At 74.7% G+C, this 14960-nt stretch carries 13 protein-coding genes; 8 read left to right on the plus strand and 5 right to left on the minus strand.

The genetic code is table 11. The features are described 5' to 3' along the window. Positions 1-6 precede the first annotated feature (6 nt). Positions 7-759 carry a ZIP family metal transporter gene (locus OG370_RS33715; RefSeq protein WP_328470965.1) on the plus strand — a complete coding sequence of 251 codons (753 nt, stop codon included), beginning with the start codon at positions 7-9 and terminating at the stop codon, positions 757-759. 79 nt (positions 760-838) lie between these two features. On the opposite strand, the gene OG370_RS33720 is transcribed toward OG370_RS33715, so the two are convergent. From OG370_RS33720 to OG370_RS33735, 4 genes are all read right to left on the minus strand, one after another. Beyond that, positions 839-1591: a hypothetical protein gene (locus tag OG370_RS33720; RefSeq protein WP_328470967.1), complete on the minus strand. Its 753-nt coding sequence runs from the start codon at positions 1589-1591 to the stop codon at positions 839-841. A gap of 226 nt (positions 1592-1817) precedes the next feature. Beyond that, a complete protein-coding gene (locus OG370_RS33725) occupies positions 1818-2384 on the minus strand; it encodes an isochorismatase family protein (RefSeq protein ID WP_328470969.1) in 567 nt (188 codons plus the stop codon). A 218-nt stretch (positions 2385-2602) separates the two neighbouring features. Beyond that, positions 2603-4105 carry an MFS transporter gene (locus OG370_RS33730; RefSeq protein WP_328470971.1) on the minus strand — a complete coding sequence of 501 codons (1503 nt, stop codon included), beginning with the start codon at positions 4103-4105 and terminating at the stop codon, positions 2603-2605. A gap of 64 nt (positions 4106-4169) precedes the next feature. Then, positions 4170-4601 carry a MarR family winged helix-turn-helix transcriptional regulator gene (locus OG370_RS33735; RefSeq protein WP_328470973.1) on the minus strand — a complete coding sequence of 144 codons (432 nt, stop codon included), beginning with the start codon at positions 4599-4601 and terminating at the stop codon, positions 4170-4172. A gap of 298 nt (positions 4602-4899) precedes the next feature. Between OG370_RS33735 and OG370_RS33740 the strand changes: the two genes are divergently transcribed. After that, a complete protein-coding gene (locus tag OG370_RS33740; protein ID WP_328470975.1) occupies positions 4900-6306 on the plus strand; it encodes a hypothetical protein in 1407 nt (468 codons plus the stop codon). 82 nt (positions 6307-6388) lie between these two features. Here the strand turns inward: OG370_RS33740 and OG370_RS33745 are convergent, their stop codons facing one another. Then, complete coding sequence (locus OG370_RS33745) at positions 6389-7048, minus strand: RBBP9/YdeN family alpha/beta hydrolase (protein ID WP_328470977.1); 660 nt, start codon at positions 7046-7048, stop codon at positions 6389-6391. 617 nt (positions 7049-7665) lie between these two features. Between OG370_RS33745 and OG370_RS33750 the strand changes: the two genes are divergently transcribed. From OG370_RS33750 to OG370_RS33775, 6 genes are all read left to right on the plus strand, one after another. Beyond that, positions 7666-8508, plus strand: a complete 843-nt coding sequence (locus OG370_RS33750; protein ID WP_328470979.1) for a nitrilase-related carbon-nitrogen hydrolase — start codon at positions 7666-7668, stop codon at positions 8506-8508. 4 nt (positions 8509-8512) lie between these two features. After that, positions 8513-9919 carry an aspartate aminotransferase family protein gene (locus OG370_RS33755; protein ID WP_328470981.1) on the plus strand — a complete coding sequence of 469 codons (1407 nt, stop codon included), beginning with the start codon at positions 8513-8515 and terminating at the stop codon, positions 9917-9919. After that, on the plus strand, positions 9916-11316 hold the full coding sequence (gene hydA, locus OG370_RS33760; protein WP_328470983.1) for a dihydropyrimidinase: 1401 nt from the start codon (positions 9916-9918) through the stop codon (positions 11314-11316). The genes OG370_RS33755 and hydA overlap by 4 nt, the downstream gene beginning before the upstream one ends. 70 nt (positions 11317-11386) lie before the next feature. Then, on the plus strand, positions 11387-12397 hold the full coding sequence (locus OG370_RS33765; RefSeq protein WP_328470985.1) for a TIGR03842 family LLM class F420-dependent oxidoreductase: 1011 nt from the start codon (positions 11387-11389) through the stop codon (positions 12395-12397). A gap of 219 nt (positions 12398-12616) precedes the next feature. Further along, the gene (locus OG370_RS33770; protein WP_328470987.1) at positions 12617-13525 is read left to right on the plus strand and encodes an inositol monophosphatase family protein; all 909 of its coding nucleotides are present in this window, start codon (positions 12617-12619) and stop codon (positions 13523-13525) included. An 11-nt stretch (positions 13526-13536) separates the two neighbouring features. Continuing rightward, positions 13537-14955, plus strand: a complete 1419-nt coding sequence (locus tag OG370_RS33775) for a phytoene desaturase family protein (protein ID WP_328474676.1) — start codon at positions 13537-13539, stop codon at positions 14953-14955. The last annotated feature ends 5 nt before the right edge of the window (positions 14956-14960 follow it).

Below are 14960 nucleotides of genomic sequence, written 5' to 3' on the forward strand. Positions count from 1 at the left end.
TGCGGCATGCCGGTCCTGATAGCCACGTGCGCCTTCGTGATGACCCTGGTCGGCGGCGTCGTCGCACAGCACATCGGGGACCGCCGCCACCTCGTCCTCGGCCTCGCCGCGGGGCTGATGCTCGGCGTCGTCGGGTTCGACCTGCTGCCCGAGGCGCTGGAGAACCAGCCGCACCACGTCTTCGGGGTACCCGCCGGGCTGCTGATGTTCGTGGCCGGGTTCCTGGCCCTGCACATCGTGGAGCGCTCGGTCGCCATCCACCGCGCCCACGAAGGCGAGTACGCCTCGCACACCCACGGCCACGGCCACGCGCACGACCCGGTCAAGGGCATCGGCGTCGCCGCGGCGGGCGCGCTGGTCGGGCACAGCGTGATGGACGGCTTCGCGATCGGCGCGGCCTTCCAGGCCGGCAACACCGTCGGCATCGTGGTGGCCATCGCGGTCGTCGCGCACGACTTCGCCGACGGCTTCAACACGTACACGATCACCCGGCTGTACGGGAACGGCCGGCGCCGGGCCCAGACGCTGCTGGCCGCCGACGCGCTCGCCCCGGTGGTGGGCGCCGCGGTCACCCTCGCGTTCACCATCCCGTCCGGGGTGCTCGGCCTCTACCTCGGCTTCTTCGCCGGGTTCCTGCTCTACCTGGCCACCTCCGACATCCTGCCGGAGGCGCACAGCCCGCACCCGTCCACCTCCACGCTGGTCTGCACGGTGGGCGGCGCCGGGATCATGTGGATGGTCATCGGCCTCGCCAACTAGTGCCGTGGCCGGGGGAGCGCCGCCCGGGACCGCGGCGCCACGTCGTGGACACGGCGCGGCCGACCGGGCTCGGTCGAGCTCAGCCCGCCGTCAGGGTCTTCGGCGGCTTCGGCGCGGTGACCGCCGCCTTCGTGACGTCCGCGACCAGTTCCACCACGTCGGAGCCGTACGCCTGCGAGTTCACCACCCGCAGCAGCAGGCAGAAGGTCGAGTCCAGGCCGTACTTGCGGGTCAGCCGCAGGTGGTGGCGGGCGAGGTAGCGGGTCGCGGCCTGGTTGGCTATGCCGCGCTGGCCCGAGGCGAGGAAGACCGGGCGGTCGTTGCCGGTGTCGCGGCCGGACGCCAGCCGGGCCAGCAGGACGTACTCCACCGCGCCCTTCTCCAGCCGGTACGTCTCCCCGGCCACGGTGATCGCGCCCTGGTCCGGGCCCTGCGCCGGATCGGTGTCGATCTCCACGCCGGGCAGCATCGAGCGCAGGTGCGCGGCGAGCCGGTAGTTCGCCGCCGGCCCACCGATGCAGAACTCGGTGCGGGCGCCGAAGCCCTGCCAGGCGGTGTCGTGCGCCAGCACCTCGGCGTGCGCGCCGCACTCCTTGATCACCGCGGCCAGCTCCAGCAGCGCGAAGGCGTCGTGCCGGGCCAGGCTCCAGCCGCGCGCGCCCGGGTCGCGCGGTACCACGAGCAGGCACTCGGAGTCCTTCGGCAGCCCGAAGAAGCGCTGCCTGCGGTGGAGTTTGCGGTGCCACAGGTAGCCGCGGACCAGCCAGCCGAGCAGGCCGCCGATGACCAGCCCGGCCAGCGCCAGCACGAGGGTGCGCACGTCGTCGCTCATGGCGCGGCATCGTAGCGGTGTTCGAGCCGGACCGTCGCCCCCTCGGAGCCGCGGGCGCGAGTGCGGACACGGCCGCGGATACGACTGTGGGTACGGCCGTGGACACGGTCGCGGACACACGGCCGCCGCCGGGCCCGGGCGGGCGCGGCGGCGGCCGTGGGACGAGGCGGGCCGGCGGGCGGCGCCCCCTCGTCGGGTTCCGGGCCGGATCAGGGCCCGGTGCGGGTCAGTTCCCGGCGGCGGGCAGCAGCGCCAGGATCTCGTCGGTGCTGCCGGTCTCGCCGAGCCGCGGGAAGATCCGCTGCACGGAGTTGGCGTGCGCGTCCGCGTCGGTGTCGGTCACCGCGTCGGTGGCGACGGTGACGTGGTAGCCGGCCTCGTACGCGTCCCGGGCGGTGGACTCCACACCGATGCTGGTGGAGATGCCCACCAGCACGATCTGGGTCACCCCGCGCCGGCGCAGCTCCATGTCGAGGCCGGTGCCGTAGAAGGCGCCCCACTGCTGCTTGCTGACGGTGATGTCGCTCGGCTGCTGGTCCAGCTCCTTGACCAGGTCGGCCCAGCCGTCGGGGAAGGTGACGGAGCCGCCGGGGCCGCCGTCGTTGCGGCCGGGCGCCACGCCGGTCACGTTCACCAGGACCACGGGCAGCTCGCGCTCCCGGAAGGCGGTGGCCAGGCGGGCGGCCCGCTCGATCACCTCGGCGGACGGGTGGACGGTCGGCAGGCCGGTGATGCCCTGCTGGAGGTCGATGACGACGAGCGCGGTGCGGGCGTCGAGGGTGGTGGCGGTCATGGCTGAATGCTCTCTCTCACGGGGGTCGGTGGTGCGTGTTGCGATGACGGGAATGGTCAGAGGGCGGTACGGCCCGTGCGGTACGCGCGGCGGCGGGCGTACGCGTACACGCGGGCGTACGGCGGCGGCCGGGTCGGCCGGGCGTACGGGTGCGGGCGCCGCGGTCGTCTCGGGCGTCGCGTGCGGAAGGCGGGCGCGGGGCGTGCGGGCGACGGGGATCACCGGCCGGCCCTGCGCAGCGAACGGTCGGCCACGGTGAGCACGAGGACCGCGACCCCGAGCCCGGCCGAGGTCAGCGCCATCTCGTGCAGCCCCGCGTCGGTCGCCCGCCGGCCGTAGAACAGGCCGATCAGGCTCGCGGCCGTGATCGCGCCCAGGTACTGCGAGGTGCGCTGCAGCCCGGCCGCGCTGCCGGTCTCGCCGGACGGCGCCTGCGCGTACACCGCGGCCTGGTTGGCGGTGGAGGTCAGGCCCTGCGGCAGGCCGAACAGCGCGCCCGCCGCGCCCAGCGCGACCGCCGGGGTGGTGTGGCCGGCCGCCAGCAGCAGCCCGCTGCCGCCGAGCAGCAGCACAGCGGCCGTGATCAGCGGTGCCCTGATCCCCTTCGTCCGCGCGCCCAGCAGCGACGTGGCCATCGCGGCGACCGACATCGGCAGCATCAGCAGCCCGGCCGTGGCGGAGGAGTAGCCGTGCGCGTCCTCCAGCCACTGCGCGTAGCCGTACATCACGCAGTACACGACCAGGTACGTCATGCCGTGCCGCAGATACGTCAGGGACAGCGGACGGTTGCGCGCCAGCATGCGCAGGTCGAGGAACGGGGCGGGGCGGCGCAGTTCCCACCACGCCAGCACGCCGCCCAGCACGGCGGCCACCGGCAGCAGCGGCCACGGCGGGGCGGCCAGCCGCATCAGGAACAGCATCAGGGAGGTGAGCAGCGCGGCGAACAGGGCGATGCCGACCGGGTCGAGGCTGCTCGGCCGCGCGTTCCCGGCAGCCGACCCGGCCGCGGTCGCGGGCTTCGCCGGGGGCGTGCGCGGCAGCCAGAGCGCGGCGAGGACGAAGCCGAGCAGGGCGAGCGGGAGGTTCACCGCGAACACGGCGCGCCAGCCGAGGGTCGCGGCGAGGACCCCGCCCAGCACCGGGCCGACCGCGGCGCTGGACAGGCCCGCCAGCGACAGCAGCCCCAGCACCGGGCGCGGGGTCGGGACGCCGATCCGCTGCGAGTGGGCGCGCAGCAGCGCCATCGCCGCCGGATAGGCCGCCGAGGTGCCGACGCCGAGCATCACCCGGGACACGATCAGCCACGCCAGCGACGGTGCCGCGGTGCCCACCAGCCCGGCCGCCGCGACCATCAGCAGCCCGGTCAGGAACACCCGGCGCGGCCCGAGCCGGTCCGCGAGCCGTCCCATCGTCGGCTGCGCCACCGCGCTGGCCAGGTACAGGCTCGACACGAGCCAGGCCGTGTCGGCGGCGCCGACGTGGAAGCTGCCGCCGATCGCGACCAACGTGGTCGCGATCATGGTGGAGTTGATCGGGTTGAGCACCGCGCCGAGCATCAGCGGCACGATCAGGCGGGGGCCGAACCCGGCGGTGGCGCCGACCGAGTTGTCGGCCGCGCCGTCGGTGGGGCGGTGGTCGGCGGCGGGGGAGGTGCGCCCGTGCGGCGCGTCGCTCGGCTCGTCCACGGGTTCGCCCACGGGTTCGTCCAGAGACCGGCTCATCGGCGGACCGCCGGGCGGAGGGCAGGGCGTATTCGAGGGGCCGTGCGGGGCGTGAGGGCGCCGGTCACGACTCCACCAGGCGCCGAAGCAGCGGGATCGCCGCCGCCATCGCGCGCTCCTCGGCCGGGCTGAGGTGCGTCTCCATCGCTTCGGCGAGCCAGCCACGGCGGGCCTGGCGGCCGGTGTGCAGCAGGTGGGAGCCCTCGTCGGTGAGGGAGAAGACGACCTGGCGGCCGTCGGTCGGGTGCGGGGCGCGCACCACGAGGTCGCGTTCCTCCAGCGCGGTGAGCGTCGCCCGCATCGATTGCGGCCGGACGAGTTCGCCGCGGGCCAGCGCGGCGGTGGTGGCCGGGCCCTCCCGGTGGAGCCGGCTGATGACCGACTGCTGGGACGGGGTGATCTCCGCCCCGGCCGAGGCGGTCCGCATGCGCCGCGAGAGCTGCGCGACGAGCGTGGTCAGCTCGTCCGCGGTGCGGAGACGTTCGGCCTGTGACATGACCTCCACCGTAGGAGATGAGCAGGAAGACTTGCAAGTTTGACTGTCGAGTGGCGGATGTGCTCCTCCGGCGCGGGGGCCGGCGCCGAGGGGCGGGAGCGGGCAGCCGCAGGCGAGAGCGGTCGAGTGCGGTCGGGCTCGGTCGGGCGCGGGCCGGAGGAGGGGCCGGTGGAGCGGGTCCCGGGCCGGGCGGAGCGGGGCGGAAAACTCCCCGTAGCAGCCCCGTAACGGAGCGGGTGTCCAATGCCGGACGGAAGCCGGGTGGAGCGGAGCCCGACTCGTGAGGGTGGAGGGCGCGGTGGCGGCCGAATTCACTTACTACTTCCAGTCGTTGCTCGCGGCGCTCGGCCGGCAGCCCGGATGGTACGGGGTGTTCGCCGAGCGCGAGCCGGACGCCGCGGCCGAGTACGGCAGCGGGCGCCGACTCCCGCCGTGGGACGTGGTCCGTACCGTGCTGCGCGACGTCGCGGCCAACGGCGGTGCGGGCGACGCCGATCCGGCCGAGGTGGGCCGGGCGTACGCGCTGCACCGGGCCGCGGCCGCCGCCGAGGACTCGGCGCCCGGCGCGTCCCACGCGCTGCGCGGCCGGCTGGACGCGGCGATCCGCGCCCGTGACGGCGCGGCGGCGCGGGCACGGGCTGCCGCGCGCGCCTACGAGGAGGCGGGCGCCGATACCGCGGGCCCGGCCGGCGCCCGGCTGGCGAACGGCCTCGCCTGGGCGCGGGACGACCTCTCGCGGGCGGCGGCGCGCTGCGAGGAGTTGCGGGGGCGGCTGGCCGGTGCGGTGGGGGCGGCGCGGCTGGGGCGGGAGGGTGCGGGTATGCCCGCGGGTGCGGGTGCGGGTGCGGGTGCGGGTGCGGGTGCGGGTACCGGCGTGGCCGGCTCCGACGACGTGGGGGCGGTGCGGCCCGAGGCCCCGACGGTGCGGCGGCCCACGGGGGCGCGGTTCGCCGGTTCCGGTGCTGCGGCGCCCAGCGGGTCGCCCGTCACCCCGGCCCCCGCGACGGCCGCCCGGGTGAGGTCGGCCGCGCCGCGCGGAGCACGGTTCGCCGGCGCACCCACCGCGGACGCGGTCGGCGAGGCCGTACTCCCGGCGCCGTCCGCGCCCGCCGCCGGGCCCGCGCCCAGCGGGGCGCGCTTCGCCGGAGCGCCCAGGGCACCCGCCACCCCCTCCGCCGTGCCCGCCCGCGACCCGCGCTGGACCGCGGAGGCGCAGGCCGGCGCGGCCAGGCTCGGCGCGCTGCGGCGGGCCGGGGAGAGCGGCGCCGCCTACCTCGTCCTGTGCGCCGCCGCCGAAGGGCCCGCCGACCGTATCCCTTACGTCGTAAGGGAGTTGGAGCGCACCGGGCTCGGCGCCGACGTCGCCACCCTGCTCTGGGAGATCGCCGCGCTCCCGCCGGAACCGCTGGCCGAGGCCGTCGCCGCGCTCGCCGCCGACGGGCGCGGACCCGACTGCCGCACCCTGCTCCACCAGGCGGCCGCCCGCAGCCCCGAGGACGTCGCCGTCGTGGCCGACCTCCTCCACCGCGCCGGCCGCACCGACGAATCCGGCGAACTCCTGGAAACCTTCGCGCGCTCCCGCCCCGCCGCCACCGCGGCCGCCGTCACCCGCACCCGCCCCTCCCTCGCCACCCCCCTCCTCGCCGCCGCCGCCCGCGTCTCCGGCCCCTGCCAACGCGACATCTCCGCGGCACTCCGCCTCTAGCCCGGCCGAGCCCGGCTCAGGCGCGGCGAACTTCCGGTCCGGTCGCGCCGGCGGGCAACGGACCGCGCCGACCGGGGCCGCGTCACGCCGGGGCCGGTCCGATCGGGGTGTCCGCGGTCGGGGCGAGGCACCAGTTCAGGAGGGACGGCCAAGGGCCGTAGCCCGCAGCCGGGTTGAGGTGGGCGGTGGAGGGGAGCGTGGTGGTCGGCAGGCCCAGCGGGCGGCCGTAGGCAGGGACGGCGCCTTCGGGGCAGCAGGGGTCGTTGTCGGAGGCGACGATGCGGGTGTGGCCGGCCGCGGCGGACAGCTGGGCCCGGGTCACGGGCGGCGGTGCGAAAGCGGCGACCTCGGGGTGCTGCCGCAGGAAGCCCGGCGAGGGCGGCGCGACCAGCAGGGCACGGTCGACGGGTGCGGGTGCGGGCGTGGGTGTGGCGGCCGGGGTCAATTCCGGTCGGGCTTCCGGATGCTCGGGTGCCACCGCTGCGTGCAGCCACAGCGCGCAGGCCAGGCTGTGGCAGATCACGGTGAGCGGCGCCGTGCGGGGCCCGGCGAGCCGCATCCGCAGTTCGGTGAGCCACCGTCCCAGGTCCGGCCGGTCCGGGTCGGGCAGCTGCGGATAGTCCACGGTGTGCCCGAGCGTGCCCAACTCGGCGGCGAGCCAGTGCTGCCAGTGCCCGGCGGGGCGGCGGTTCTGCCACCCGTGCAGCAGCAGGAACGCCCGCGGCGGCCCGTCCTCGGTCATGGCGCCTCGCAGTCGACTCGTCTCCGGCCCGTACCCAGCTCACGTCCGGCTCCTGGACGGCGGCCGGGCAACGCGATTGTCGGTCCACGCGGCCCTCCCGGTCCAGCCGCCGCGGCCACGTACGGTCGCCGGCCGGCCGGCGTCAGGGGAAGTCCACCGCGGGACGTGGCCCGCCATCACGGGTTCACCCGCGTTGACACGTGGAGCGAGCGCGGAAGCGGGGCGGCGGCCTCGACTTTGCGGTGACCGCCCAGCAGGCGCGGCAAGTCGCCGACGACGCCCACGACATGGGACGGCGCGCGGACGAGACGCCGAACCTGCCGTACGGCGCCGGGCCCGCGTACGCCTGTGGCCGGACTCGAAGCCGCGGCTCGCAAGGGAAGCGCGCCGCACCGTAGGCGCGGCCTTCGCCACCGGACCCGGCCCAGTCCCCCGGCAAGGGACCCGCACGAGGCCCGCCCGGATGCGCCGTATGGGTCGGGCGGGCAGGAAACATGCCCGTTGTCGGCTGGTAACCGCACGGGCCTTGCCAGAGTGGAGCGAGGGACTTACGTTCGTCGGACGGCTGGGATCTACGGGCGTAGAACCGACGTGACGTCACGTCAGAGGAGCTGCGGATGAGCAACGTCGTCAGGGCCGCCTTGGTGCAGGCCACCTGGACCGGTGACACCGAGTCGATGATCGCCAAGCACGAGGAGCACGCGCGGGCCGCGGCCGCGCAGGGCGCGAAGGTGATCGGGTTCCAGGAGGTGTTCAACGCCCCCTACTTCTGCCAGGTCCAGGAGGCCGAGCACTACCGGTGGGCCGAACCGGTGCCGGACGGCTCGACGGTGCGCCGGATGCAGGCGCTCGCCAAGGAGACCGGGATGGTCATGGTGGTGCCGGTCTTCGAGGTCGAGCAGTCCGGCTTCTACTACAACACCGCCGCCGTGATCGACGCCGACGGCAGCTACCTCGGCAAGTACCGCAAGCACCACATCCCGCAGGTCAAGGGCTTCTGGGAGAAGTACTACTTCAAGCCCGGCAACCTCGGCTGGCCGGTCTTCGACACCGCCGTCGGCCGGATCGGCGTGTACATCTGCTACGACCGGCACTTCCCCGAGGGCTGGCGCGCCCTGGGCCTGGCCGGCGCCCAGCTCGTCTACAACCCCTCGGCCACCAGCCGCGGCCTGTCGGCGTACCTGTGGCAGCTGGAGCAGCCCGCCGCTGCGGTCGCGAACGAGTACTTCATCGCGGCGATCAACCGGGTCGGCACCGAGCCGTACGGGGACAACGACTTCTACGGCACCAGCTACTTCGTGGACCCCCGCGGTCAGCTCGTGGACGGCGCCGCCTCCGACAGCAAGGAGGAACTGCTCGTCCGCGACCTCGACTTCGACCTGATCGACGAGGTCCGCCAGACCTGGGCGTTCTACCGAGACCGCAGGCCGGACGCCTACGGCGACCTGACGGAGGCGTGAGCAGATGGCCACCGCGACCCAGAGCGCGCACGCCGCGCTGCACGCCCGCCACCAAGCGGTGCTCCCCGACTGGCTGGCCACCTACTACGCCCGGCCGATCGAGCTGACGCACGGCGAGGGCCGCCACGTCTGGGACGCCGAGGGACGCCGCTACCTGGACTTCTTCGGCGGCATCCTCACCACCATGACCGCGCACGCGCTGCCGGAGGTGACCGCCGCCGTCACCGAGCAGGCCGGGAAGATCCTGCACACCTCGACGCTCTACCTCAGCCGCCAGGCCGTCGAACTGGCCGAGCGGATCGCCCACCTGTCCGGCATCCCGGACGCCCGGGTGTTCTTCACCACCTCCGGCACCGAGGCCAACGACACCGCGCTGCTGCTGGCCACCACCTACCGCCGCTCCAACCAGGTGCTGGCGCTGCGCAACAGCTACCACGGCCGGTCCTTCACCTCGATCGGCATCACCGGCAACTCCGCCTGGTCCCCGACCAGCCTCTCCCCGCTCCAGACGCTCTACGTGCACGGCGGGGTCCGCACCCGCGGCCCGTACGCGCACCTGACCGACGCGGAGTTCACCGCCGCGTGCGTGGAGGACCTGGAGGACCTGCTCGGGCAGGCGAACGGCACGATCGCGGCGCTCATCGCCGAACCGGTGCAGGGCGTCGGCGGGTTCACCTCCGGCCCTGACGGTCTGCTGGCCGCGTTCAAGCGGGTGCTGGACCGGCACGGCATCCTGTGGATCACCGACGAGGTGCAGACCGGCTGGGGCCGTACCGGTGACCACTTCTGGGGCTGGCAGGCGCACGACCAGACCGGCCCGCCGGACATCCTCACCTTCGCCAAGGGCATCGGCAACGGCCTGTCCATGGGCGGTGTGGTGGCCCGCGCCGAGGTGATGAACTGCCTGGACGCCAACTCCATCTCCACCTTCGGCGGCAGCCCGATCACCACCGCGGGAGCGCTCGCCAACCTCGCCTACCTGCTCGACCACGACCTCCAGGGCAACGCCCGCAGGGTCGGCGGCCTGCTGAAGTCCCGGCTGGACGCGGTCGCCGCGCGCAGCACCATCGTCCGCGAGGTGCGCGGCCGCGGCCTGATGCTCGGGGTGGAACTGGTCGAACCCGGCACCGACATCCCGTCGCCGGCCGCCGCCTCGCTGGTCCTCGAAGCGGCCCGCGAGCACGGCCTGCTGATCGGCAAGGGCGGCCGGGCGGGCAACGCGCTGCGGATCGCCCCGCCGCTGACGCTCACCGTGGCCGAGGCGGAGCAGGGCGCCGACGCCCTGAGCGCGGCCCTGAGCGCCGCGCAGGCCGAACTGGAGCAGCAGTCCGCGCAGCAGCCGTCCGCAGGGCGGGAGCCGTCCGCACCCGCGAAGTCCGCACCGCCGGTGCAGGAAGGAGCCGCGCAGTGACCCGCACCCTCATCCGCGGCGGCCTGGTGATCACCGCCGCCGACGAGGTCCACGCCGACGTGCTGATCGAGGGCGGGCGGATCGCCGCGCTCGCCGCCCACGACAGCGACACCGCGGCCGGCTGGACCGCCGACACCGTCATCGACGCCACCGACCGGTACGTCATCCCCGGCGGCGTGGACGCGCACACCCACATGGAGATGCCGTTCGGCGGCACCGTCGCCTCGGACACCTTCGAGACCGGCACCCGCGCCGCCGCTTGGGGCGGCACCACCACCATCGTGGACTTCGCCATCCAGCAGGTCGGCGGCAGCCTGCGGGCCGGCCTCGACGCCTGGCACGCGAAGGCCGACGCGCGGTGCGCGATCGACTACGGCTTCCACATGATCGTCGCCGACGTCAACGAGCCGGTGCTCAAGGAGATGGACCTCCTCGTCGAGGAGGGCGTCACCAGCTTCAAGCTCTTCATGGCGTACCCGGGCGTGTTCTACAGCGACGACGGCCGGATTCTGCGGGCGATGCAGCGCGCGGCGGCCAACGGCGGCCTGATCATGACGCACGCCGAGAACGGCATCGCCATCGACGTCCTGGTCCAGCAGGCGCTCGCCGCGGGGAAGACCGACCCGCGCTACCACGGCGAGGTCCGGCACGCGCTGCTGGAGGCCGAGGCCACCCACCGCGCCATCCAGCTCGCCCGGGTCGCCGGCGCGCCGCTGTACGTGGTGCACGTCTCCGCCCAGCAGGCGGTGGCCGAGCTGATCACGGCCCGCGACCAGGGCCTGCCGGTCTTCGGTGAGACCTGCCCGCAGTACCTGTTCCTGTCCACCGACAACCTCGCCGAACCCGGCTTCGAGGGCAGCAAGTACGTGTGCAGCACCCCGCTGCGGCCGCGCGAGCACCAGGCCGCGCTGTGGCAGGGCCTGCGCACCGACGACCTCCAGGTGGTCTCCACCGACCACTGCCCGTTCTGCTTCACCGGGCAGAAGGACATCGGCGTCGGCGACTTCTCCAAGATCCCCAACGGCCTGCCCGGGGTGGAGAACCGGATGGACCTGCTGCACCAGGCCGTCCTCGACGGCCACCTCACCCGGCGCCGCTGGATCGAGATCGCCTGCGCCACCCCGGCCCGGATGTTCGGGCTCTACCCCCGCAAGGGCACCCTCGCGCCCGGCGCCGACGCCGACGTGGTGGTCTACGACCCGCACGCCGGCCAGGTGCTCTCCGCGCAGACCCACCACATGAACGTCGACTACAGCGCGTACGAGGGCCGCCGGATCACCGGGCGGGCGCAGACCGTCCTGTCCCGGGGGGTGCCGGTGATCCAGGACGGCGCGTACGTCGGCCGGGCCGGGCACGGGCAGTACGTGCCGCGCGGCACCTGCCAGTTCCTCGGCTGACGTCGTTCGGCGCCCGCCGAACCCCGCCGACCCCCTGCGAGCCTCCCCACGTTGAAGGAGCGGTGCCGCCATGGACTTCGGACTCGTCCTGCAGACCGACCCGCCCGCGTCGAACGTCGTCGGCCTGATGCGCCGCGCCGAGCGCAACGGCTTCAGCCACGGCTGGACCTTCGACTCCGCCGTGCTGTGGCAGGAGCCGTTCGTCATCCACAGCCGCATCCTCGACCACACCGACCGGCTCACCGTCGGCACCATGGTCACCAACCCCGGCACCCGCACCTGGGAGGTGACCGCGTCCACGTTCGCCACCCTCAACTCGATGTACGGCAACCGCACGGTGTGCGGCATCGGGCGCGGCGACTCCGCGATGCGGGTGGCGGGCCGCCCGCCCAACACGCTCGCCCGGCTCGGCGAGGCGATCACCGTGATCCGCGACCTCGCCGAGGGCCGCGAGGCCACCGTCGACGGCACCGCGCTGCGGCTGCCGTGGGTGGAGGGCGGCGAACTGCCGGTGTGGATGGCCGCCTACGGGCCGAAGGCGCTGGCCATGGCGGGGGAGAAGGCCGACGGGTTCATCCTCCAGCTCGCCGACGTCTACCTCGCCGAGCAGATGGTCAAGGCGGTGCGCGCCGCCGCGGAGCGGGCCGGCCGCGATCCGGCCGCGATCACCATCTGCGTGGCCGCCCCGGCGTATGTCACCGACGGTTCGGCGGAGGGCCTGGCGCACGCCCGCGAGCAGTGCCGGTGGTTCGGGGGGATGGTCGGCAACCACGTCGCCGATCTCGTCGCCCGCTACGGCGAGCACTCCGCGCTCGTGCCCGACGAGTTGACCGCCTACGTCAAGCAGCGCCAGGGCTACGACTACGCGCACCACGGGCGGACCGGCAACCCCGACACCGCGTTCGTGCCCGACGACATCGTGGACCGCTTCTGCGTGCTCGGCCCCCCCGAGGCCCACCTCGACAAGCTCGCCGCACTCCGTGACCTCGGCGTCGACCAGTTCGCGCTCTACGCCATGCACGACGCGAAGGAGCCCGTCATCGACGCTTACGGTGCCCACGTCGTTCCGGCGCTGCGGTAACCCGCCGCAGGGGTTCGCCGCGGTCCCCGTGTGGGGGCGCACTGCGGCTTGTCGCGCGGTTCCCCGCGCACCTGATGGTGCGGCTCCCTCCGCGCAGAGGGTGGGCCGCAGTACCTCAGGGGCGCGGGGGAACCGCGCGCGCGACCCATCACCGGGCGACAGTCGGGGACGAGACCGGCACCGTCACGGCGGGACACCGTTGTCTGGTTGGATGGCCGCATGGCCAACGATGCTGATGCGGTCGATGACGCGCTCCTCGCCGCTGTCGAGGAGACGGTCAGGGACGTGGTGGCGGCGGAAGTCGTTCCCCGTTGGCGGCAACTGACGGCCGCGGACGTGGTGGAGAAGCACGGCCCGCACGATCTGGTCACCACGGCCGACCGGCGCGCCGAGGAAGCCCTCACCGAGCGGCTCCCCGCGCTGCTGCCCGGGTCCGTCGTGGTCGGCGAGGAAGCGGTCGCCGCGGACCCGTCCCGGCTGGAACTGCTGCGCGGCGACGCCCCGGTGTGGGTGGTCGACCCGGTCGACGGCACCTCGGCGTTCGTCCGCGGCGACAAGGGGTTCTCCACGCTGGTGAGCCTGGTGCGCGGCGGCCTGCCGGTGGCCTCCTGGACGTACGCCCCGCTGCTCGGCCTGTTCGCCACCGCCGGACGCGGCCGGGGCGCGTACCTCGACGGCGAGCGGCTTCGTACTGCCGGTGCCCGCGAGCCGCTGCGGATATGGATCTCCAACCCGGTCTTCCGCGACGAGGAGGAGCGCGCCGCGCTGGAGCGGCTGGAGGCCGCGGGCGTCGAGACGGTGCCGTGCACCACGAGCGCGGGGCTGGGCTACCTGGAGGTCGCCCGGGGGATCGCGGACGGGGTGGCGTTCTTCTGGGAGGCGCCCTGGGACCACTCGGCGGGGCTGCTGCTGGTCTCGGAGGCGGGCGGCGCGAGCCTGACGCCGACCGGGGAGCCGTTCCGCGTGGCCGGGGGCAACCGGCTGCCGTTCACGGTGGCCCGGGACGAGGCGACGGCGCGGCGGGTGGTGCGCACCCTGGGGATCGGCTTCACCGAGGACTCCGCGGACGCCGGGCACACGGGGAACTCCAACTCCGCGGACGCCGGCCGGGAAGGCGGCGCGCGGTGAGCCGGGCGGTGGTGGCCGACGCGGTCGTGGTCGGCGCCGGCCCCAACGGGCTGACCGCCGCGGTCGAACTCGCCCGCGCGGGCCTGTCGGTGCACGTCTACGAGGCGGCCGACACCGTCGGCGGCGGCGCCCGCACCGAGGAGTTGACGCTTCCCGGCTTCCGTCACGACCCCTGCTCCGCCGTCCACCCCTTCGGCGTCGGCTCGCCCGTCTTCCGTACGCTGCCGCTGGCCCGGCACGGCCTGGAGTGGCTCCAGCCGCGGGTGCCGATGGCGCACCCCTTCCCCGACGGCACCGCGGCGGTGCTGGCCCGCACGGTCGGTGAGACCGCGGCCTCGCTCGGGCCGCGCGACGCCCCCGTCTACCGCAAGCTGCTCGCCCCGTACGTCGGCCACTGGGAGACGATGGCCGCCGACTTCTTCCGGCCGCCGTGGTCCGGGCTGCCCAAGGACCCTTACCGTTTCGCCCGGTTCGGCCTCACCGGCCTGCCGCCGGTCGGGCTGCTGGCGCACCGGTTCCACGACGCGAAGGCCCGCGCGATGCTCGCGGGTCTCGCCGGGCACGCCATCGCCCGCCTCAGCGAGCCGCTCACCGGTGCGATGGCCCTGATGTTCGCGCTCGCCGCGCACGAACGCGGCTGGCCGGTGGCGCGCGGCGGCTCCCAGGCGATCAGCGACGCGCTCGCCGCCCACCTCACCGAACTCGGCGGTGTCCTCACCACCGGCGTGACCGTACGCAAACTCGACGAACTCCCGCCCGCCCGCGCCTACGTCTTCGACACCTCGCCGACCGCGCTGGCCCGGATCGCCGCGCTCGGCGACGTCTACCGCGGCTACCGCTACGGGCCGTCCGTCTTCAAGATCGACTACGCGCTGGACGGCCCCGTGCCGTGGACCGCGCCGGTCGCCAGGGAAGCCGGCACCGTGCACATCGGCCCCACGTACACGGAGATCGGCGACGCCCTCAACCGCGCCGTCACCGGTCGCCCGCCGCAGACGCCGTTCCTCATCACCTCCCAGCCCACCGTGGTCGACCCGTCCCGGGCGCCGGAGGGCAAGCACGTCTTCTGGGCGTACGGCCATGTACCGCGCGGCTGGCACGGTGACGCGACCGACGCCGTCGAGCGGCAGATCGAACGGTTCGCGCCCGGCTTCCGGGACCTGGTGCTGGCCCGCACGGTGACCGGCCCGGCCGGGCTCGCCGCCCGCAACGCCAACTACGTCGAGGGCGACATCGCCTGCGGCGCGTTCTCCGGCCTGCAGACGGTGTTGCGGCCCCGGCTCGCCGCGATCCCGTACGCCACGCCCCGCCCCGGGGTCTTCCTCTGCTCCGCCGCGACCCCGCCCGGCCCGGGCGTGCACGGCATGAGCGGCCACCACGCGGCGAAGGCGGTGCTGCGGCACCTGCGGCGCGCGGCGGCCCGCCGGTAGGGCGC

The organism is Streptomyces sp. NBC_00448 (assembly GCF_036014115.1).
In the GTDB taxonomy this organism is placed as follows: domain Bacteria; phylum Actinomycetota; class Actinomycetes; order Streptomycetales; family Streptomycetaceae; genus Actinacidiphila.